The 20899-nt window shown below is 38.5% G+C and carries 16 protein-coding genes; 5 read left to right on the forward strand and 11 right to left on the reverse strand.

The window, feature by feature from the left end:
• Nucleotides 1–101: 101 nt before the first annotated feature.
• The 4 genes from J678_RS07965 to ahcY form a co-directional block, all read right to left on the reverse strand.
• The gene (locus tag J678_RS07965) at nt 102–2954 is read right to left on the reverse strand and encodes a putative bifunctional diguanylate cyclase/phosphodiesterase (RefSeq protein ID WP_006580666.1); all 2853 of its coding nucleotides are present in this window, start codon (nt 2952–2954) and stop codon (nt 102–104) included.
• Between the two features lie 134 nt (nt 2955–3088).
• Nucleotides 3089–3811: a 16S rRNA (uracil(1498)-N(3))-methyltransferase gene (locus J678_RS07970; RefSeq protein WP_017393159.1), complete on the reverse strand. Its 723-nt coding sequence runs from the start codon at nt 3809–3811 to the stop codon at nt 3089–3091.
• An 18-nt stretch (nt 3812–3829) separates the two neighbouring features.
• On the reverse strand, nt 3830–4666 hold the full coding sequence (gene metF / locus J678_RS07975) for a methylenetetrahydrofolate reductase [NAD(P)H] (RefSeq protein WP_004707740.1): 837 nt from the start codon (nt 4664–4666) through the stop codon (nt 3830–3832).
• A 71-nt stretch (nt 4667–4737) separates the two neighbouring features.
• Nucleotides 4738–6120, reverse strand: a complete 1383-nt coding sequence (gene ahcY / locus J678_RS07980) for an adenosylhomocysteinase (protein ID WP_002052729.1) — start codon at nt 6118–6120, stop codon at nt 4738–4740.
• Between the two features lie 221 nt (nt 6121–6341).
• Between ahcY and J678_RS07985 the strand changes: the two genes are divergently transcribed.
• Nucleotides 6342–6878, forward strand: coding sequence for a cysteine peptidase family C39 domain-containing protein (locus J678_RS07985; RefSeq protein WP_017393158.1), 537 nt, complete (start codon nt 6342–6344; stop codon nt 6876–6878).
• Between the two features lie 38 nt (nt 6879–6916).
• Here the strand turns inward: J678_RS07985 and J678_RS07990 are convergent, their stop codons facing one another.
• The 3 genes from J678_RS07990 to lipA form a co-directional block, all read right to left on the reverse strand.
• Nucleotides 6917–7300, reverse strand: coding sequence for a carboxymuconolactone decarboxylase family protein (locus J678_RS07990; RefSeq protein WP_000043121.1), 384 nt, complete (start codon nt 7298–7300; stop codon nt 6917–6919).
• A gap of 103 nt (nt 7301–7403) precedes the next feature.
• Nucleotides 7404–9869, reverse strand: a complete 2466-nt coding sequence (locus J678_RS07995; protein WP_017393157.1) for an acyl-CoA dehydrogenase — start codon at nt 9867–9869, stop codon at nt 7404–7406.
• A 280-nt stretch (nt 9870–10149) separates the two neighbouring features.
• A complete protein-coding gene (gene lipA / locus J678_RS08000) occupies nt 10150–11163 on the reverse strand; it encodes a lipoyl synthase (protein ID WP_001289255.1) in 1014 nt (337 codons plus the stop codon).
• Between the two features lie 196 nt (nt 11164–11359).
• Here lipA and sthA point away from each other — a divergent pair, with 196 nt between their 5' ends.
• Nucleotides 11360–12772, forward strand: a complete 1413-nt coding sequence (gene sthA / locus J678_RS08005; RefSeq protein WP_002052850.1) for a Si-specific NAD(P)(+) transhydrogenase — start codon at nt 11360–11362, stop codon at nt 12770–12772.
• A 243-nt stretch (nt 12773–13015) separates the two neighbouring features.
• Here the strand turns inward: sthA and J678_RS08015 are convergent, their stop codons facing one another.
• From J678_RS08015 to map, 4 genes are all read right to left on the reverse strand, one after another.
• Nucleotides 13016–14230, reverse strand: coding sequence for an MFS transporter (locus tag J678_RS08015; RefSeq protein ID WP_017393155.1), 1215 nt, complete (start codon nt 14228–14230; stop codon nt 13016–13018).
• A 168-nt stretch (nt 14231–14398) separates the two neighbouring features.
• The gene (locus J678_RS08020) at nt 14399–15745 is read right to left on the reverse strand and encodes an MFS transporter (RefSeq protein ID WP_017393154.1); all 1347 of its coding nucleotides are present in this window, start codon (nt 15743–15745) and stop codon (nt 14399–14401) included.
• Nucleotides 15746–16148: 403 nt separating this feature from the next.
• Complete coding sequence (locus J678_RS08025; protein ID WP_017393153.1) at nt 16149–17267, reverse strand: OmpW/AlkL family protein; 1119 nt, start codon at nt 17265–17267, stop codon at nt 16149–16151.
• A 206-nt stretch (nt 17268–17473) separates the two neighbouring features.
• On the reverse strand, nt 17474–18298 hold the full coding sequence (gene map / locus J678_RS08030; protein ID WP_017393152.1) for a type I methionyl aminopeptidase: 825 nt from the start codon (nt 18296–18298) through the stop codon (nt 17474–17476).
• Nucleotides 18299–18508: 210 nt separating this feature from the next.
• Here map and rpsB point away from each other — a divergent pair, with 210 nt between their 5' ends.
• The 3 genes from rpsB to J678_RS08045 all read left to right on the forward strand — a co-directional run bounded on the left by rpsB (nt 18509) and on the right by J678_RS08045 (nt 20821).
• Nucleotides 18509–19261, forward strand: a complete 753-nt coding sequence (rpsB, locus tag J678_RS08035) for a 30S ribosomal protein S2 (RefSeq protein WP_001982118.1) — start codon at nt 18509–18511, stop codon at nt 19259–19261.
• 137 nt (nt 19262–19398) lie between these two features.
• Nucleotides 19399–20274: a translation elongation factor Ts gene (tsf, locus tag J678_RS08040; RefSeq protein WP_002052897.1), complete on the forward strand. Its 876-nt coding sequence runs from the start codon at nt 19399–19401 to the stop codon at nt 20272–20274.
• A gap of 64 nt (nt 20275–20338) precedes the next feature.
• Nucleotides 20339–20821, forward strand: a complete 483-nt coding sequence (locus tag J678_RS08045) for a DUF3465 domain-containing protein (protein WP_002052771.1) — start codon at nt 20339–20341, stop codon at nt 20819–20821.
• The last annotated feature ends 78 nt before the right edge of the window (nt 20822–20899 follow it).

Raw genomic sequence — 20899 nt, forward strand, 5'->3', positions numbered from 1 at the left:
AGCTAAATGCTAAAGAATATAACACTACTTCTTTATTTCTCACAGTCAAAAACGCTCATTTTTGGAAAAACCAGCGCATGTAAAATAGACTGTTAAAACAATTATGAAATATACGTATTTGATTGTAGATATTGAATAATCTGATTTGGATGGAGTGGGCGACTAAAGAAATAGCCTTGTAAAAAATCACATTGTTGTTTTTGTAGATAAATGACTTGTTCCTCAGTTTCAACACCTTCAGCAACCAGTTTTAATCCCATACTTTTGCCCATCGCAATCATAGCATTGACAATCGCTTCTTGTTTTTGATCACCAATTTTAGAAATAAAGGCTCGATCTATTTTCAAAATATCGATTGGGTACTCTGTTAGATAAGCTAGAGATGAATAACCTGTACCAAAATCATCGAGTGCAATTGAAATATTGCGTTCTTTAATTGAATGCAATAATTTTTTCACATTATCAGTATTGTCTAATAAAGCCGATTCGGTAATTTCTAGCTCTAAATTTGAACCATCTAACTGATATTGTTCTAAAAACTCATCCAAGTCATTAAGTAAGAGACCTCGATGAATTTGTTGGGCAACAATATTTACCGAGACTTGGATATCTGTATAGCCAGCTTTTTTCCATTCTTGTAATTGTTTGCCGACTTTATCTAAAACGACTTTACCGATATCAGAAATAAGGCTACTACGTTCAGCAAAAGGAATAAACATATTCGGCATAACTAGTCCTTTTTCAGGATGTTGCCAGCGAATTAAAGCTTCAAAACCCTTAACTGATTTGTCATTTAAATTAATTTTCGGTTGGTAATAAACAACGAACTCATCATTTTGAATGGCTTTACGGAGCTCTTGTTCTAAATCGGCTGTCTTATATGGATTTGTTGTTTTATTACAATAATAGCTAATAGTATTGCCGCCCAGACGTTTTGCTTCTGACAATGCTTGTTCTGCGTGGTTGTTAAGATGGTCAACTTGTCTGCCATGTTCTGGAAAACAAGCGACTCCAATAGATGCTGTAATAAAATATTCCTGCTGATCAATATAAAAAGGTGCATTCAAAGCTTGTAATATATTTTGGCAATATTGCTCAATATTTGGGTGAATCGGTGATATTTCATAAATAATCGCAAAATCATCCCCATTTAAATAAGCGACTAAAATAGCATTAATATTGGTGAGACGTAGACGCTGTGCAAATTGTTTCAGTAGTTCGTCACCACTATCATTATTTAAGAACTCATTAAATGCTCTAAATCTATCAATATTAATTCGAATTAATGCCAGATTTTTAAAACTATAAGAGGGATTGACTAAATATTGATGTAATTGATTGTAATAATAAAAACGGTTAGGAAGGTGAGTTAAACTATCATAATTTTTTAAATAAGATAAATGTTGCTCTTGGCGTTTTTGCTCAGTTAAATCACGTGCAAAACCAATATAATTAATGACTTGATTGTGTTCATCTTTAACCGCATTAATATGAAGCCATAAATAAACACTCTTACCCGAAGCAAATTTTTCATCAAACTGGCCCATATATTCACCAGTTTTAAGAAGTTGTTGGGTAATTGAGTCATGAAACTGTTGTTGCTGCAATTTCTGATTTATTGCGATGTTAAATAACTGCTGATTTAATAACTCAGATTTTGAAAAACCAGTTAATTTTTCATAATAAGGATTAACATCAATATAATTAAGTTTTTCATCTAGAATGAAAATTCCTTCAGCAGCTTGTTCAAGCACAATAGCGCAGAGTCTTAGATGCTCTTGATCTTTTTTTTCCTGATGAATATCTCTGGTCATTCCAACCATGCGTAAAGCTTTATTGGTTTTAGGATCACGGCTAATGACACGCCCTACATCATGAATCCAACGCCAAGAGCCATTACGACGTAAAATACGAAAAGTAATATTGAAATGATCAGATTTTCCTTCCAAATGTTCTTTTAAACGTTCATCAAATAATTTTCGGTCATTCGGATGAATACGCTCTAATATGGCTTTGAGATGTAAAGAGGTATTTTGCGTTTGTTTTTGTTGATCAAAAAAAGTGATTTCTAGTTTTTGTTTTTCAATATCCCAGTCCCACGGTCGAATACCTGCAGTTTCATGGGCAAATGCTAAATTATGACGATGACTTTCAAGCCTCTCATTCATTTTGGTTAAGTCGTATGTTCTCTCACGTACTTTTTGTTCGAGTAAATGATTATTAAATTGAAGCTGTGCTTCAATATCTTTGGATTTATTTACTTCTTGTTGGAGCTGTACACATAACTCTTCAGCCCATTGAGTATGCTGTTCTGCGACTTGTACAAGTTGCTTATTTTTAAATAATAGTTGAGAAATTTTTTGATAGTTACGTTGAGTTGCATATGCACAAAGCAAAGTTGCTACAAAGGCTAAGTTATAAGCAAAGTAAAAAGGAAGTTGGGTGACTTGAGAATGGGTAAATTGACTAATAAGGAGTGGAACTGTACTTGGAATAAAGAGTAAATAAAAATATCGGGGCTGCTGAGTTAAAAAAGTAAGACCAATAATGTGTGCTGAAGTAATAAATAGGGCGATTAGGATATGAACATCGGATACGGAGATTAAGCTAGCTGGAAGCGAAAAATGAAGAACAATTATATTTATTCCCATTAAAATTCCAGAGAGCAAACAAATAGCTTGCAGGGTCAAATCAGTTTTTTTAATAAAATTAATATCGCGATATTGTGTTAAAAGTTTTGGAATAAATAATAGACAGGTAAAAATTAAAACGGTAAAGCCAATTGACCAAATAAACTTTGTAATGTAAGAAGTAAAGTAACAAGAGAAAATAAGGGCTGAAATTAGGCAAAGTAATATTAGGCTAATCAGATACCAGCGAATATATTGAATTGAGAGCCGGAGCTGTTCAATTTTTGTTTGATGCTGTAAATATTCTTCCTGAAGGCCAGACATAAGATTTTTCTATCCTATTTTTTTACATTTATACAGAAAGAATCTGATTTATCAGTGGAAAAAAATTTAAATTAATATTCATACAGTAAAAGTAAGTTAACTTTAATTGTTGATTTAATCAATGTTCAATTAGTTTATATGGATAAAAACCGATAATTTAAAATAGATAATGCTACAACAGGTGCAGTTTCAGTGCGTAATACACGATCTCCAATACACCAGTTCATAAAACCAGCTTGATTCGCTTGCGTAATTTCATTTTCGCTTAAACCACCCTCTGGTCCAATTAATAGGGCAAGGTCAGGCTGAATCCCTGACAATACATCTTTTTGTTCTTTTTCAGGAGCCAAAACAAATTTAGATGCAGGAAGCTCAGAAGAGCTTAGCCATTCATTAAGCGAAATAGGGGCTAAAACTTCTGGGACTAAGTTAAGTCCACATTGCTCACATGCTGCAATCGCAACAGCTTGCCAATGGTCTAATTTTTTTTGGTCTCGGTCATATTTCAAACGCATTTCACAACGTTCACTGGTTAAAAGCTGAATTTTGCTAACACCAAGTTCAGTGGCTTTCTGAATAGCATAATCCATTCGGTCACCTTTACTCATGACCTGACCAAGAATAGCTTTAAAAGGAGCGTTACGGTTTGTAGGATTAAAACTCTCAATTGTGATAAATGCATTTTTTTTATTAATTTCGGTCAATGTTGCGAGATATTCTCCGCCTTGCCCATTAAATAGAGTCGCTTGTTCTTGTATTTGTGCACGTAAAACACGTACCCAATGATGGAATACCGATTCAGTCAGCTGAATTGTTGAGCCAACTGTAAGTTCAGTTTCGATAAAAAAACGATTCATTGGGTACGCCTTACAAAATTAATTTAAACCAAGATCAACAACAAGTTGACGAGTTGGTTCGACTTGGTTCATTGAGTAGAAGTGCAAGCTTGGTGCACCACCTGCAATCAGGCGTTCGCATAGCTTAACAACAACTTCATGACCAAAAGCTTTAATACTTTCACTGTCATCGCCATAGGCTTGTAACTGCTTACGGATCCAGCGAGGAATTTCAGCACCAGTACCATCTGCAAAGCGAATTAAGTTGCTTGCATTGGTAATCGGCATGATACCAGGAGCTACCGGAATGTTAATTCCAGCTTTTTCCAAACGCTCCATAAAATAAAAGTATGAATCTGGATTAAAGAAGAATTGGGTAATTCCAGCATTGGCACCAGCTTGTACTTTTTCAATAAAACGTTGGATGTCTGAATCAAGACTTTCAGCTTGAGGATGCATTTCTGGGTAAGCTGCAACTTCAATATGAAAATGATCACCTGAGTGCTCACGAATAAAACGTACTAAGTCTTGAGCATAAGGAAGCTCGCCAAGACCAACCTGTCCAGATGGTAAGTCGCCACGTAAAGCGACAATACGGTCAATGCCTTGAGCTTTATATAAATCGAGTAGTTCAGCAATACGCGTCTTATCATCACCAATACAAGAAAGGTGAGGGGCAACAGGAGTGCCTTTACCGTTGAAATCTTCAATAGCGGCAAGTGTACGTTCGCGAGTAGAACCACCAGCGCCATAAGTAATCGAGAAAAACTCTGGATTTAATAGCTGTAATTCTTGGTGAACAATACGAAGTTTTTCAGCACCGGCATCAGTTTTTGGCGGGAAAAACTCAAAAGAAATAGGTGTACGTTTAGTCATGTCAAATCCTTGTAAACAGCGAAAGATTTTTAGAAAAAAGGGCAGTCGGTTCACCGTCTGCCCTTAAGTTCTTAGTATTTGTAAGCGTCAGATTTGAATGGTCCCTCAACAGCAACACCTAAATAATCGGCTTGCTCTTGAGTTAACTGAGTAAGTACACCACCGAAACCTGCAACCATTGCTGCAGCAACTTCTTCGTCAAGTTTCTTAGGAAGAACTTCTACGCGAATTTTTGCAGCTTTTTCGCTTGCAGGAAGGTCAGCAAATTTCTCTTGGAATAAGTGAATTTGGCCTAAAACTTGGTTAGCAAAAGAACCATCCATTACACGTGATGGGTGACCAGTTGCATTACCTAAGTTCACAAGGCGGCCTTCAGAAAGAAGGATAAGGTAGTTGTTTTCGTCTTCTGAACGATAAACTTGGTGAACTTGTGGCTTAACTTCAACCCACTTATAACCACGTAAATAAGCTGTGTCGATTTCTGTATCGAAGTGACCGATGTTACATACAACTGCACCAGCTTTTAAGCTGTCTAGCATTGCGGCATCACACACGTGGTAGTTACCAGTCGTTGTTACAACAAGGTCAGTGTTGCCAAGAAGATCGTGGTTAATATCTTCTTTTTTACCTGTTTGTACGCCGTTTTTGTATGGAGATACAACTTCGTAACCATCCATACATGCTTGCATTGCACAAATTGGATCAACTTCAGTTACACGAACGATCATGCCTTCTTGACGTAAAGATTGAGCAGAACCTTTACCTACGTCACCGTAACCGATCACAAGCGCACGGCGGCCAGATAACAACATATCTGTAGCACGTTTGATTGCGTCATTTAATGAGTGACGGCAGCCATATTTGTTGTCGTTTTTAGACTTAGTAACAGAGTCGTTTACATTAATTGCAGGTACTTTCAAAGAACCGTCTTTCCACATTTCGATAAGACGTTGAACACCTGTAGTTGTTTCTTCGGTAATACCGTGAATACGTTCTAAAAGAGCAGGGTATTTTTCATGAACAAGAGCAGTTAAGTCACCGCCATCGTCCAAAATCATGTTGGCATCCCAAGGTTGACCATTTACATTGATCTGTTGTTCAAGGCACCATACATATTCTTCTTCAGTTTCACCTTTCCAAGCAAAAACTGGAATACCGCGAGCAGCAATTGCAGCAGCAGCATGGTCTTGAGTAGAGAAAATGTTGCAAGATGTCCAGCGAACTTCAGCACCTAATTCAACAAGCGTTTCAATAAGAACCGCTGTTTGAATGGTCATGTGGATACAGCCAAGAATTTTTGCGCCAGCAAGTGGTTTAGAAGCTGCATAGCGTTTACGTAAGCCGATCAAAGCTGGCATTTCTGCTTCAGCAAGTTTGATTTCTTTACGACCGTAGTCAGCAAGTGAGATGTCAGCAACTTTGTAATCTGTAAATGAAGCATTAACCGCGTTCATCAGGATCTCCTAGGAAAAAATAGTATTGATCATTCTGTTCGCGGATGCCGTTGTTGGTTAAAACGAGTGTTTAACCGATCGTCGAGCCTGGCAAAATGATCTTTAGTGCCGATCATTTGTCGCAGCATCCCTCGACTAGCGAAACATTGTACTTGGAAAAGCTTTTAGTGCCAATCCAGTTTTGTTTATTATCTGCTTAATTACGACTTTAGATTTAAATTATGGCCTTAAATATTCCCGAATCTTTGGCAAATCTCGAAGCGAACAGTGGAGTTTTCGCAGTTTGGATGGTACTAAAGCATTATGGGGTACAAATTGATGTTGCCGAGTTGATTAAAGTTTGCCGATATGAGCAAGACGGTACCTATACGATTGCTTTAGCTGTTGCTTTAAAAAAATTTCGTTTTGATGTGTCCTTTCACTCAGATCATGATCCCAATATTAGCCCCAGCGAACGCATGAGCTATAAAGAAGCAAAGGTACTAAAAATTCCAATAGGATCTGCTTTGAGCTATCAAGATATTCAAGCTACTATTCATAATGGAAAAATGATGATTGTGTACTACGACACTTTAGATGGCGTAGGTAATCAGTCACTGGTTTATTCTATAGATCAAAATGAAATTTGCTTTTTTGATAGTTTTGAGCCGATGTCGGCAACAGTTTTTGAGAACCAGCGTAATGTAGAAGGAATTTGCCGTCAGGCTATTATAATTGGTGAACGCAATTTAAATATTTATTCGACTACATTAAATTAGATCAAAGTGAGCCAGTAGAGTTCTGGCTCAGATTAAAGTTATTGTTGTTGATATTCTTGAATGACTTCTAAAGCAGCGCGAAAAGCTTCCTGAGTAGCAGGAGCACCGCAATATGGCAAACTATGCAATAAAGTTTCCTGAATTTCTTCCACTGTACAACCATTATTGAGTGCACCACGGACATGGCCTTTAAGCTCGGTAGGAGATTTAAGCGCAGTTAACATTGCTAGAGTGATTAATGAGCGATATTTACGTGGTAGCACACCTTCACGCTGCCAAGTCGAACCCCAAGCATGTTCATTAATCCAGTCTTGTAAGGGCTGGGTAAAGGGTACCGTATTTTCTTGTGCACGTTTTACAAAAGCTTCTCCCATCACTTCTGTGCGTACTTTTAATCCATTTTCGTAATCTTGCTTAGACATTAATTTCTCCTAAAAATAAAAGCGTCGAGTGACGCTTTTATGGTTATTTATTAATTAATGCGAATCAAAAATGATTGCAATAGTGAATTGGTGGAGGCATCAGTCACACTATTTGATGAGGGTTTGATAAAGGCAGATCCTTGTCGAGTTTTTCATCAAAAACATCGGTAAGCATGCTGTCAAATCGAATTGCGTTGTATTGCAACAATTGTTGAGCTTCGCTATCAGAAATAAAGCCTTCTTTTGTAGCCTGCGCAATATTCTCTTCAAAAGTAAGCCCTGTAAATTTTCCTTTAGATTCAGCTTTCTTAAACTTATCCCAAAGCGGCTCGATGGTTCTTAAAATCTGGAATGTATGTTCCAGACGTCCAGTCACGTCATTAGGTTCAGTTGAATAGTACACATGGTGTTTAAGTTGCTCTCTAAAAGGATGTTCTTCCATCATAAGTTCAGCTACTTGTTGTTTTAACTCATCGTCAGGTTTTGAAATCACGCGGCCTAACGGGAAACATATCCATTTTACAAGTGCTGCTGGAAACTTGGCTGGGAAGTTATCAAATAACCCCCAAAATGCTTCCTGAATATTCAAGAATGCTTTTTGTAGTGCTAGTTTGGCATGCAGTTGTTCAGCTTCAGTTTTTTGCCCAGCTTCATAAAATTTTAAAATTGCAGTAGATATAAATAAATGCGCATGTATATCGGCTAAACGTCCTGATAGCATTTCTTTGCGTTTTAAATCTCCGGCAAGTAAGCCAAGCGACATATCAGAAACAAGTGCGAAGTTGGCACTAAAACGGTTAATCGTTTTATAGTAACTCGCAGTGAACTGATCTGATGATTGAGGTGCATCACTTGAACCACCTGTCCAACCATAAGCAAATGATTTTGCACCACGGTTAAAGGTATAGGCTAAATGTTTAAATAACAGGTCATCGAATTTTTGAACTGCATTGGCTTTGTCATCAGACTGAAGCAATTGTAGTTCTTCAAAAAGATAAGGGTGACAGCGCATTGAACCCTGACCAAAAATCATTAATGAACGGGTTAAAATATTTGCACCTTCGACTGTAATTGCAATAGGAATAGCTTGATAGGTAAGTGCAAGGAAGTTGCGGGGCCCAAGCTGAATACCACGTCCACCAGCAATATCCATGCCGTGATTAACCACTTTACGCATGGTTTCAGTTGCATAGTATTTTGCCATGGCAGTCATCACGGCAGGGGTTCCACCTTGATTTAAACCACATGTCACTAAATAACGGAATGCTTCAAGCATATAGGCATCACTGGCAATTTCACTACTTGCTTCTTGTACACCTTCAAATTTGCCGACAGAAATATTGAACTGTTGACGAATTCTTGCAAAAGCACCGACAGTTAAATAGCTCATTTCACCTGCGGCTGTGGCTAATGCTGGAAGGGAAATGCCACGACCGACGCCTAAGCATTCCATCAGCATGCGCCAGCCTTTACCAGCATTTTCTTGTCCGCCAATAATCCAGTCAATTGGAATGAAGACATCTTCACCTTCTACTGTTCCATTCATAAATGGAGAGCCGGGATAATGGCGTGCACCTATTTTCACACCTGCATGGCTTGCAGGAATGAGTGCGCAGGTAATACCGTATTCGGTTTTATTTTTATTGCCGAGTAAGCCTTCCGGGTCATAAAGCTTAAATGCTAGGCCAACTACGGTGGCAATTGGAGCAAGCGTAATCCAGCGTTTAGAGAAATTCATGCGTAGACCAAGAACTTGAGCGCCTTCATATTCGCCGTAGCAAACCACTCCCGAATCTGGAATTGCACCTGCATCTGAACCTGCTTCTGGACTCGTTAAACCAAAGCATGGGATCTCTTCACCTTTAGCCAGGCCTGGTAAGTATTGCTGCTTTTGTGCATCAGTACCGTAGTGCATGAGTAGTTCGCCAGGTCCTAATGAGTTAGGAACCATACAACTCACCGCAGCAGTTAACGAACGCGAGGCAATTTTGCTCATAATGCGGCTTTGAGCAAATGAGCTAAATTCTTTACCGCCAAAGGATTTTGGAATAATTAGGCCTAAGAAACCTTTATCTTTAATGAATTGCCAAACTTCAGGAGGAAGGTCTTTTAATTGATGATGAATTTCCCATTCATCAAGCATACTACATAGCACTTCAACTTCATTATCGATAAAACTTTGCTCTTCTTGTGAAAGTGTAGGATAGGGATATTTTTCAAATTGCGACCAGTCTGGAGCCCCCATAAACAATTCTTTTTCCCACCAGCTTGTTCCTGCTTCTAAAGCTTCTTGTTCGGTTGTGCTGATGCTCGGCATTGAATTTGCCAGAGTTTTATATGCAGGTTGAGTAATTAAGTTAAACCGTAAAGGTTTAAACAAAATGATAATGCTCAGCGCAATAAGAGGAATACCTAAGAGTAATGACCATGGCGTTAAAATGAATGCAGTAAGTATGGCTACCGCAATCATAAGAACACTGCCAATGACTCTGTTTAGGTTAAAAAAGAAAATTGCCCATATTACAATGAGCTGAATGACAATACTTAAAACAAAGAGTAGGAAAATCATACTTGCTCCTTGCTAGATAAGCCCTCAAGTTGGAAGTTACAAAAAAGCGAGGAGAGATTAAGGCTTAACTAGCTAATTTTTTAATGCTGTTTAAATTTAATTTTTTATGTCGCAATTGATGTATATGCTAGAGCAGGGATATATCGTGCTTTTAGATATAAGATATTTTTAAATGAATGTGTAATGGCTTGTTTTATCGATTTGTCAAGAAATGTTATTGATTTTCTTATACAAATAAAAAGCCCTCAGATTAGAGGGCTTTTTAAAAAGATTTACTAGATTAAGCTTCGACGACCTGAACCGCGATTTTTTTAGCAGGATCTACTTTACGACGAACTTCTGGTACTGGTTCACCATGATATTGGCGATCAGCAAAATAACTTGAACGAACCATTGGTGCAGACCAGATATTTCTAAAGCCAAGTTTACGGCCATGCTCTGCATAGCGTTCAAACTCTTCTGGTGTTACAAAACGGTCAATTGGCGCGTGTTGTTTAGAAGGTTGTAAATATTGACCGATAGTCACATAGTCGACATCGTGAGCACGTAAGTCATCAAGTAATGCAATCACTTCTTCTTCAGTTTCACCAATACCTACCATCAAACCACATTTTGTTGGAATGTCAGGGCAGTATTCTTTAAACATTTTCAATAAGTTTAAAGAATGTTGGTAATCTGAACCTGGACGCATGGCTTTATACAGACGAGGTACAGTCTCAATGTTGTGGTTAAATACGTCTGGTGGACATTCAGTCATAATGCGTAAAGCAATATCCATACGTCCACGGAAGTCTGGCACTAAAATTTCGAGTAATGTATTTGGACTAAGCGCACGAGCTTCTTTAATACAGTCCACAAAGTGTTGTGCACCGCCGTCGAGTAAGTCATCACGGTCAACCGAAGTAATTACTGCATATTTGAGCTTAAGATTGGCAATTGTCTCTGCCATGTGACGAGGCTCATCAGGGTCTAATGCATTTGGACGACCATGTGCTACATCACAGAACGGGCAACGACGTGTACAAATATCGCCCATAATCATGAATGTTGCTGTACCACCACCAAAACATTCTGGTAGGTTAGGACAAGCTGCTTCTTCACAAACGGTATGGAGTTTTTGAGCACGTAAAGTCGTTTTAATACGCTGAACTTCTTCTGGTGCCGTCATCTTGACACGAATCCAGTCAGGTTTACGCGGCACTTCAACCGTAGGTACAACTTTTACAGGAATTCTTGCGACTTTTTCTGCGCCACGAAGTTTTACACCCTGTTCAGGTTTACGGTGTTCTGACATATTTAACTTTTCCACTCGTTTATAGAGACATTGACATTGTATTATAGCGGAGTTCTTTGGTTAATAGCGGAAAATAACTATTCATATAATAAATGTGGTTATTCAGAAATATAGGGTTGAGAAATACATAAATTCACCGCATATTAGTCATAATCTATTATAAAATATGGTCATTCAAGAGAGGAAGGAGCTTTCAATGCCACGTAAAAAAGAGGTCGTTAGTGGGAATTTCGTTAAGTACGATACGGTAGTTCTCGGTTCTGGACCTGCAGGTGAAGGCGCGGCAATGAAGCTTGCAAAAGCGGGTAAGCGTGTTGCAATTGTAGATGTGCGTGATCAACTTGGTGGTAACTGTGCTCACGTAGGGACTATTCCAAGTAAAGCATTGCGTCAAACAGTATCTAGTATTATCCGCTATCAACGTGATCCAATGTTTCAAAAAGTAGGTGAATGGAAACAGTTCACCATGAAGCAGGTTTTGCGTAATGCACACAAAGTAATTCAACAACAAGTTGATACACATACACGCTTTTATGATCGCAACAAAATCGGTGTATTCCATGGCCGTGCATATATTCAAGATAAAAATACAGTTTTAGTTTTTAGCCATGAAGGCATTAAAGAAACAATTATCTGTAAGCAAATCGTGATTGCGACAGGTAGTCGTCCTTATCATCCACAAGGTCTCGACTTTGACCATCCTCGTGTATTTGATTCAGATAAAATTCTTGATCTTGATTATTCAATTCAAAAAATCATTATTTACGGCGCAGGCGTTATTGGCTGTGAATATGCTTCAATCTTTATTGGTTTAGACCATAAAGTTGATTTAATTAATACTCAGCAAAAACTATTAAGTTATTTAGATGATGAAATTGCTGATGCTCTGTCTTATCACTTACGTGAGCAAGGGGTGTTAATTCGCCACAACGAGCAAATGGATCATCTTGAAACGTTTGATGACCACGTTGTTTTACACTTACAAAGTGGTAAAAAGATTAAAGCTGATGCGATTCTTTGGTGTAATGGCCGTTCAGGAAATACAGAAGGTTTGGGCCTTGAAAATGTCGGATTAGTACCAAATAGTCGTGGTCAACTTTCTGTAAATGATCAGTATCAAACTGAAGTTGAAAACATCTATGCTGCTGGTGATGTGATTGGTTGGCCTTCACTTGCTTCGGCTGCTTATGACCAAGGACGCTGTGCTGGTGCGAACATGAGTGGTGAAGATGCGAAGCCAGTGCGTGATATTCCAACAGGTATCTATACAATTCCTGAAATTTCTTCGATTGGTAAGAATGAACAGGAATTAACGGAAGAGAAAATTCCATATGAAGTGGGACAGGCATCTTTCCGACATTTAGCACGTGCACAAATTACGGGTGATACCGTGGGTGAGTTGAAGATACTTTTCCACCGCGACACTTTAGAAGTTTTAGGTATTCACTGTTTTGGTAATAATGCTGCCGAAATTATCCACATTGGGCAGGCAGTTATGCACAGCCCAAATAATACCTTGAAATATTTTGTTGAAACGACGTTTAACTATCCAACAATGGCTGAAGCATATCGTGTAGCTGCACTTAATGGTATGAATCGTTTATTTTGATTTTAAATAAGTTTTTCATAAAAAAGCCCGCAAACTTGCGGGCTTTTTTATTTTCATTAGACCATACGATTTTTATATTTTTATGACAATGTGCAGAGTGATTTCCGTGTTTCATCTATTTAGTGTGGACAAAATGCTTGATTAAAATATTCAAATAAATCAGGTGTCTGCTTCCATAATAAGATAGAAAGAACCAGAAGAGCGGCAATGAAGAAAGTCATAATTGTTTTCAAAAGTAAGGCATTATGCGTCATGAATAACAGCCTCCTCATTTACAAAGAAATGTACGATTACCCCTAATATACTCAATGCAATAGAGCAGAGCCAAATCGCATTGTAATTACCTGCTAAGTCATGGTTAACACCACCAAGCCAACCGCCAAAGAAAGAACCAACTTGATGGGTGAAAAACACGATTCCGCTCAGCATTGAAAGATATTTAACACCAAACATATTTGCCACAATGCCGTTTGTAAGCGGAACTGTAGAGAGCCATAGAAGTCCCATGATGATGCCAAAAGTATAGACCGTATAAGTGCTTAAAGGTAATAATAGAAAGGCAATGATTGAGATGCCACGGCTTCCGTAAAGTGCCATTAATAATTTAGGTTTCGAGAAACGGTCTCCCAACCAACCTGCACCGTAAGTTCCCACAATATTAAACAACCCGACCAAAGCAAGAAATACTGTACCTGTGGCTGCATCAAAGCCGTGATCGATTAAATAGCCTGGTAGGTGGACACCTAAGAAAACAACCTGGAATCCACACACTAAAAAACCTAAAGCTAACCACCAGAACGGCTTATGTTTTCTAGCAATATTCAGTACTTGTTTAAAGGTGAGCTGAGGTTGAGCAATTGCTTTGGGGGCTTGGTTGCTTGGCCCTTTTAACATCCATGCTAGAGGAATGATAAGAGCGATTAACAGCGCACTTACTATTAAAGCTGACGACCATCCCACTGTTTTAAGTAAGAGAAGGGTGGAAGGCAGCATAATAAATTGGCCAAAAGAACCAGCTGCACTGGCAATGCCCATTGCCATACTTCTTTTTTCTGGCGGAGCAGCTCGGCCTACTGCGCTAAGTAATACTGTGAATGAAGTGGCTGATAAAGCTAAACCAATAATAAGACCTAGGCTCAAATTCAAAATGAGTACACTTGAGCTAAAAGCCATTAAGAGTAAACCAAGCGCATAAAGTAATCCGCCGACAGCAACCACAACTTTACTGCCATATTTGTCTGCGATTGCACCGGTAAAAGGCTGCACAGCTCCCCAAATTAGGTTTTGCATAGCAATTGCGAGACTAAAAACATGCTGACCCCAACCAAAATCATGACTCATTGGGACCAGATAAAGTCCGAAACCATGACGAACACCTAATGAAAGAGCCAAAATAATGGCACTACCAATGAGCATATAAATGAGTGATTGAGAAAACTGGTTGCTTGTTTTAGTCATTGTGGGTGTAAGTTATAAGAATGTGATGAATCATTGTAAAAGATATATCGAATAATATCGATATATCTATAAAAATATTTAAGAAGAATTAAAAGGCTCGAAATAGGTATGTGACGCTATAAAAAGTAAATAAGCAGAAATCATTTTAATTTCTGCTTATTATGAAAATTAAGCTGCGGAATTACGTTCAAGTAGAGCTTGTTCAAAAAGTACTTTTTCCTTTTCTTTATGCTCGGTTGTGAAGCGAATCAAAATTACGCTACAACCTGCAACCATAACCAGTCCACCTAAAATAAAGAGACAAGTTTGAATATCAAGTACACCTTTTAACAAGAAACCAGCTGCTACTGCGCCTGCATTCCCACCTGCACCAATAATTCCTGCAACACCGCCTAATGCATTGCGATCAATAAATGGTACCAATGCATACGTTGCGCCGCAGGCCATGTGAGTAAATAGTGCAAAGATAGTCATTGAAAGAATAGCGAGAGTGACGCCGTTCATTTGAGAGAAAAGAATCAAAAATAAACCTTCGCCTAAAATCATCAGTACAAGTACTTTAGTGCGTCCGTCTAGTCCTTTTTTAAGTGCGACTTTATCTGAAATAATGCCTCCCAATGCCCGTGCGAATAATGCGAGAAGGCCAAATATTCCGGCCGTTAAGCCCGCAGTTTTTAAATCCATTTTGAACTGATCAACATAGTACATCGCTGCCACGTTATGGATAAAAATTTCGATACCGAAGCATGCGCCATAAGCAAGAAATAAAATCCAGACGCGGTAGTTACGAGCAGCTTGCATTAAAATTGCCATACCGCCTTTTTTGCCACTGCCAACTTCAATACCTTGTGCGCGAACCTCTTTAAAATTTCCTTGAGGGCAATCTTGAGTTAGTTTCCAGTAAAGGACTCCCACAATCACCATCATTACACCAGGTATGATGAGAGCAATGCGCCAACCCATAGTTTGTTCGACACCAAACATGACAATTGCACCGAGTAATAAAGGCATTAACGCTTGAGTTGCACCACCACCAGCATTGCCCCAACCAGCCGCTGCTGCATTTGCTGTGCCTACAACGTTAGGCGCAAACATAATACTTGTATGATATTGCGTAATGACAAAGCTTGCGCCAATTGCACCAATCAGCAAGCGGAAGAATAGAAAAGATTCATAACTGTTAGCAGCAGCGACACCAAATACCGGAATACTGCCGAGTAAGAGTAGGGCTGTATAGGTAATTCGTGGACCATATTTATCACAAAGTGGCCCAACAGCGAGTCGTACTAAAATCGTAATCGCAACGGCGGCAATATTAATATTGGCAATTTGATCTTTTGTTAAGCCAAATTCGCCTTTAATAACAGGCATTAGTGGAGCACATGCAAACCATGCGAAAAAACACACAAAAAATGCGAGCCAAGACATATGGAACGCACGCATGGCTGGAGTTGAGAAACTAAATAATTTAATCTCAGTTGCTTTTTTTGCATCTAGATTGATATTTGAAGACATACGTCGTCCCCCTGAACTGAACGAAATTTTAATTTGCATGACAAATTGAATTGTCTATATGCATACCGATCAGAGCGGACGTCATTGGCCGTCTTGGTTTATCCATTGAATCGCCATTGATTCATCATGTTGTAATAAAGCAAAGGACGTGCCAAAAAATAATTTTTACTAAGAGGAAAACTTTAGTTTTTAATTTTATTAAATTAGTTAGAAATTAAGAAAATTAATGACTAAAACAAAATTAAGAAAATAGGAAGTAATAGGAAAATGATGAGAGATTCTTTTAATAAGAAATGCTCATTTTTTTAGCATATTGGTTTAAAAAGTAGCAGCTTTAATTTGTTTAATAAAAAAGCTATAAAAGCTTTTAGTAAAGCTTTTATAGCTTGTACGCTTTTAAAAATTAGAAACGATAACCTATACCAACATATGTGATCAGTGGATCGATATCAATGGTCGTTTTTGCACGAATTAACTCTTTTCCAGTATTGCGATCAATTACATTAATTTTGGCATCACTGCTCATTTTTGAGTATGAAACTGAACCTACAGCAAACCAGTTTGGTTTAAAGTCATAGGTTGCGCCTAATGTAACAATTGGCGCAAAAGCATCAGTCGCTTTAAGTTTTACAACTGGATCTGCAGAAGATGTTTTACGATCTAGTGCTGCACCTGCCTTATTATCATGAATATTCTGTATCATGTGACCCGCTTGAATTAAATCGGCTTCAATACCAGAATTCGTTTTTAAATCATTAAAGTAGGCATACATCACACCAGCTCCAATATAAGGACGGAACTTATTTACTCCTGTTTTGCCAAACTGATATTGCAATTCCACAGCTGGTAACCATGCACGTGCAGTCGCAGCCTTACCCCCTTGAGAAAGATCAGTAATATGAATGTCTTGTTTTAAAGGAATATCCCCACCCGCTTTGGCAATACCATCTCCTAAGATTCCTCCAATCACAGATCCATCTTTTAGTGGAGTAGCTTTACCAGAAAGAGGAGCATAAATATTACCTTTTCCATTAATATCTACTTTAGGTGGAATACCGCCTTTAATTTCTAAAGATAAATTGTCCGTAAAGTTGTAGTTAAACATAAGTCCGGCAGTATCAACATCAGCAGCTTCTAAGCCAGAACCTTGTTGTTCCCATTGAGACAGACCATTAATTTCTGCTGTACCTGCAAGTGATGAGGGAAGGGTGTCAGTAAACTTATCCAGAAGGCTAATAGTGCTATACCAGAATTTTCCTGAAGGTTTACTTTGGTCGATTGCGTCTAAAACGGCTTTTGTAGATACATCTCCAACTTTAGAAGTAGTTCCTTCTGCAACACTAGTATTAATATTAACTGGATTTGCGCTTCCTTGTGGCATGGCATGTAACCAGCCAGCAGAAACCGAAAAACGCTTGAAACCATCACCATCTTTAAAACTAAAATATGGTGAAGCAGCGAAAGTGACTGTAGGCAGAGCAAAAAAGGCAGCTGTCATACAAAATAATGACTTTTTCATCATAAAGGACTCCATGTCCGGACATTTGTTTACTGATTTTTATTGAGCCCACCATAGCGCGTTTTATTAAAATGATTGTCTAATAAAAATTAATAATTGTAATGTTTTTGAAATATTTGTTTATATTTAGAAAGATTTATTAATAAAAAGTACAAAATAAAAAATAAAAGGCTACATAAAGTAGCCTTTTATTAAATCTGATTAAATTATTAATTGAAGCGTGAGAGGTCTTCTTCAGGACGAGCTGTTAACACTTCAATACCTGTTTGAGTCACTAAAATAGTATGTTCATACTGAGCAGAAAGTTTATGGTCTTTAGTTACAACAGTCCATTTATCACCAAGCAATTTAGTCTGCCAAACACCCGCATTGACCATAGGTTCAATGGTAAAAGTCATACCTGCTTCTAAACGCATACCTGTACCAGGTTGTCCATAGTGCAATACTTGAGGTTCGTCATGGAAGACAGTACCGATACCGTGGCCGCAATATTCACGTACTACGCTAAAACGTTCTGACTCGACATATTTTTGGATGGCATGGCCAATATCACCTAAATATGAACCGTCTCTAACCGTTGCCATTCCACGATACATTGCTTCTTGAGCAACTTTACATAAACGGTTTGCCAAAATAGAAGTCTCACCACCCACGATATACATCATGTTAGTGTCGCCGTGATAACCGTCTTTGATCACGGTTACATCAATATTAAGAATATCGCCGTTTTTCAAGATTTTATTTTCAGAAGGAATACCATGACATACAACATGGTTAACCGAAGTACAGATAGAGTGTTGAAAAGCAGGGCGTCCTGGAGCACCGCCGTAACCTACGCAGGCTGGAATAGCGTGTTGTACATTTTCAATATGATTACGGCAAATCGTATCAAGTTCGAGGGTGCTTACACCGGCCTTAATATACGGCTTGATCATCTCTAGAACTTCAGCCGCCAGTCGTCCTGCAATGCGCATTTTTTCAATTTCATCTGGTGTTTTGATTAATCGACGTGGAGCTGTATAAGTAATGTTCATGATCTCTAAAAACTTTTGGTAATTTACAAGCGTCTATGGTATAAATAGCCGCCCATTTTATCAAATGCTTTTCGTGAATATCTTTTACGAAGAATTTTGATAGGTGGAGTAAAAAATCCGCACATATATCGTCACATTACTCTGGGTGCCCGTAAAAAGGTGGAGAATGCGGATATATGGAGGCCTAACCCAACTTTTAAGGTAAAGAAAATGGCAGATTACAACGTAAGCATGCGCGACCTTCTTCAAGCAGGTGCGCACTTTGGTCACCAAACTCGTTTCTGGAACCCAAAAATGCGTCAATACATTTTTGGCGCGCGCAACAAAATTCACATCATCAACCTTGAGCACACTGTTCCTGCGTTAAATGATGCTTTGAACTTCGCTAACCAATTAGCAAGCAAAAAGAACAAAGTTTTGTTCGTTGGTACAAAACGTGCTGCTTCTAACATCATCCGTGAACAAGCTCAACGCGCTGGTCAACCATATGTAGACCACCGTTGGTTAGGTGGTATGTTGACGAACTGGAAAACACTTCGCCAATCTATCAACCGTTTAAAAGATCTTCAAACTCAATCTCAAGACGGTACTTTTGCTAAGCTTACTAAACGTGAAGCTTTAGAACGTACTCGTGAGATGGAAAAACTTGAGCGCTCTTTAGGCGGCGTTAAAAACATGGGTGGTTTACCTGACGCATTATTTGTAATCGACGTTGATCACGAAGCGATTGCAATTAAAGAAGCTAAGAACTTAGGTATTCCTGTTATCGGTATCGTTGATACAAACTCTAACCCAGATAACGTTGATTACGTTATTCCTGGTAACGACGATGCGATCCGTGCAGTAACTTTATATGCTTCAGCTATGGCTGATGCAATTCTTGCTGGTAAAGAATACGCTCAATCTCAAGCGAACGCTCAAGCAAAAGGCGATGACGCTGCGAAAGACGCTTCTGAGGCTTAATGCGTTTTGACGCAGGCTTGTCATTTTTGCGACATGTAATGGTGGCAAATTAAGCGTCGAGAGTGCAAACGGCCCAGAGTTTCTTTGGGCCGTTTTTGTTGAACAGATTTATTTTCTACCGATTTTAGGAGATCAACATGACTGCAATTACTGCAAGCATGGTAAAAGAATTACGTGACCGTACTGGTCTTGCAATGATGGAATGCAAAAAAGCATTAACAGAAGCGAACGGTGACATCGAACTTGCTATTGATAACCTTCGTAAATCTGGTCAAGCTAAAGCTGCTAAAAAAGCTGGCAACATTGCTGCTGACGGTGCAATCACTATCGTTCAAGACGGTAATAAAGCGATCTTAGTTGAAGTAAACTGTCAAACTGACTTCGTTGCTAAAGACGAAAACTTCTCTAACTTTGCACACGCAGTTGCTGCTGCTGCTTTAGCTGCTGGCGAAACTGATGCTGCTAAAATCGCTGAATTAAAATTGGCTGATGGCCAATCAGTTGAAGAAGCTCGTATTGCGCTTGTTCAAAAAATCGGTGAAAACATCCAAGTTCGTCGCGCGAAAATCGTTGAAGGCGAAAACTTGGCTATCTATAAACACGGTTTAAAAATCGGTGTTGTAGTTTCTTACACTGGTGATGCTGACACTGGTAAAGGTATCGCAATGCACGTTGCTGCATTCAACCCAGTAGCAGTAAGCGCTGAAGCTGTTCCTGCTGACCTTATCGCTAAAGAGAAAGAAATTGCTGAAGCGAAAGCGTTAGAATCTGGTAAGCCAGCGAACATCGTTGAGAAAATGGTAACTGGTTCTGTTGAGAAATACTTAAACGAAGTTGCTCTTGACCGTCAAATGTACGTTATCGACAACGAGAAAAAAGTTGCTGACGTATTAAAAGCAACTGGTACAACTGTTGCTAACTTCGTACGTTTCGAAGTTGGTGAAGGTATCGAGAAAAAAGCTGAACTTAGCTTTGCTGAAGAAGTTGCTGCTGCTCAAGCTGCTGCGAAGTAATTCGTATCTTCAAAAAAAGCCCCTATGGGGCTTTTTTTATCCCTGTTGAAATCGGAATATAAAGATGACAAATAAAAAAAATTTGAGTATTGGCGGCATTATTGTTTTATTGATCGCTGCATATTTCGGTCTGGATTTATCTGGGCATAAGAAAAATCAATCGCCATCATCAAGTCCTGCCACTCAGCATACTGAAACTACGTTTTCAAATGATGGGATAGATACTATAAAAGCTGCCTATGACCGCAGACAAAGTAATGTTCAAGTGCAGGGAAGTGGTCGAGTAAAAGCAATTTTAAGAGAAGATAATGATGGGACAAAACATCAGAAATTTATTCTTGTATTAAAAAATGGTCTTTCAATCTTAGTGGCTCATAATATTGATTTAGCACCAAAAATTGAAGATTTACATAAAGGGGATATTGTCGAATTTAACGGTGAGTATGAATATAACGAAAAAGGTGGTGTATTGCATTGGACGCATCATGACCCACAAAACCGCCATGAAAATGGTTGGTTGAAACATAATGGGCATATTTACCAATAGAAATAGGGTATACATTTCTATTTAACAGCAATTTTGTTCTATGCATCTTTTTAAAACATGCTATGTTTTTTTTAGATA

The sequence above is a fragment of the Acinetobacter sp. 1424608 genome, from assembly GCF_000588255.1.
GTDB lineage: Bacteria > Pseudomonadota > Gammaproteobacteria > Pseudomonadales > Moraxellaceae > Acinetobacter > Acinetobacter nosocomialis.

Coding starts and splice junctions, on each gene's coding strand:
- J678_RS07965 (WP_006580666.1), bottom strand. CDS start 2,954: ATGTCTGGCCTTCAGGAAGAATATTTACAGCATCAAACAAAAATTGAA.
- J678_RS07970 (WP_017393159.1), bottom strand. CDS start 3,811: ATGAATCGTTTTTTTATCGAAACTGAACTTACAGTTGGCTCAACAATT.
- metF (WP_004707740.1), bottom strand. CDS start 4,666: ATGACTAAACGTACACCTATTTCTTTTGAGTTTTTCCCGCCAAAAACT.
- ahcY (WP_002052729.1), bottom strand. CDS start 6,120: ATGAACGCGGTTAATGCTTCATTTACAGATTACAAAGTTGCTGACATC.
- J678_RS07985 (WP_017393158.1), top strand. CDS start 6,342: ATGGCCTTAAATATTCCCGAATCTTTGGCAAATCTCGAAGCGAACAGT.
- J678_RS07990 (WP_000043121.1), bottom strand. CDS start 7,300: ATGTCTAAGCAAGATTACGAAAATGGATTAAAAGTACGCACAGAAGTG.
- J678_RS07995 (WP_017393157.1), bottom strand. CDS start 9,869: ATGATTTTCCTACTCTTTGTTTTAAGTATTGTCATTCAGCTCATTGTA.
- lipA (WP_001289255.1), bottom strand. CDS start 11,163: ATGTCAGAACACCGTAAACCTGAACAGGGTGTAAAACTTCGTGGCGCA.
- sthA (WP_002052850.1), top strand. CDS start 11,360: ATGCCACGTAAAAAAGAGGTCGTTAGTGGGAATTTCGTTAAGTACGAT.
- J678_RS08015 (WP_017393155.1), bottom strand. CDS start 14,230: ATGACTAAAACAAGCAACCAGTTTTCTCAATCACTCATTTATATGCTC.
- J678_RS08020 (WP_017393154.1), bottom strand. CDS start 15,745: ATGTCTTCAAATATCAATCTAGATGCAAAAAAAGCAACTGAGATTAAA.
- J678_RS08025 (WP_017393153.1), bottom strand. CDS start 17,267: ATGATGAAAAAGTCATTATTTTGTATGACAGCTGCCTTTTTTGCTCTG.
- map (WP_017393152.1), bottom strand. CDS start 18,298: ATGAACATTACTTATACAGCTCCACGTCGATTAATCAAAACACCAGAT.
- rpsB (WP_001982118.1), top strand. CDS start 18,509: ATGGCAGATTACAACGTAAGCATGCGCGACCTTCTTCAAGCAGGTGCG.
- tsf (WP_002052897.1), top strand. CDS start 19,399: ATGACTGCAATTACTGCAAGCATGGTAAAAGAATTACGTGACCGTACT.
- J678_RS08045 (WP_002052771.1), top strand. CDS start 20,339: ATGACAAATAAAAAAAATTTGAGTATTGGCGGCATTATTGTTTTATTG.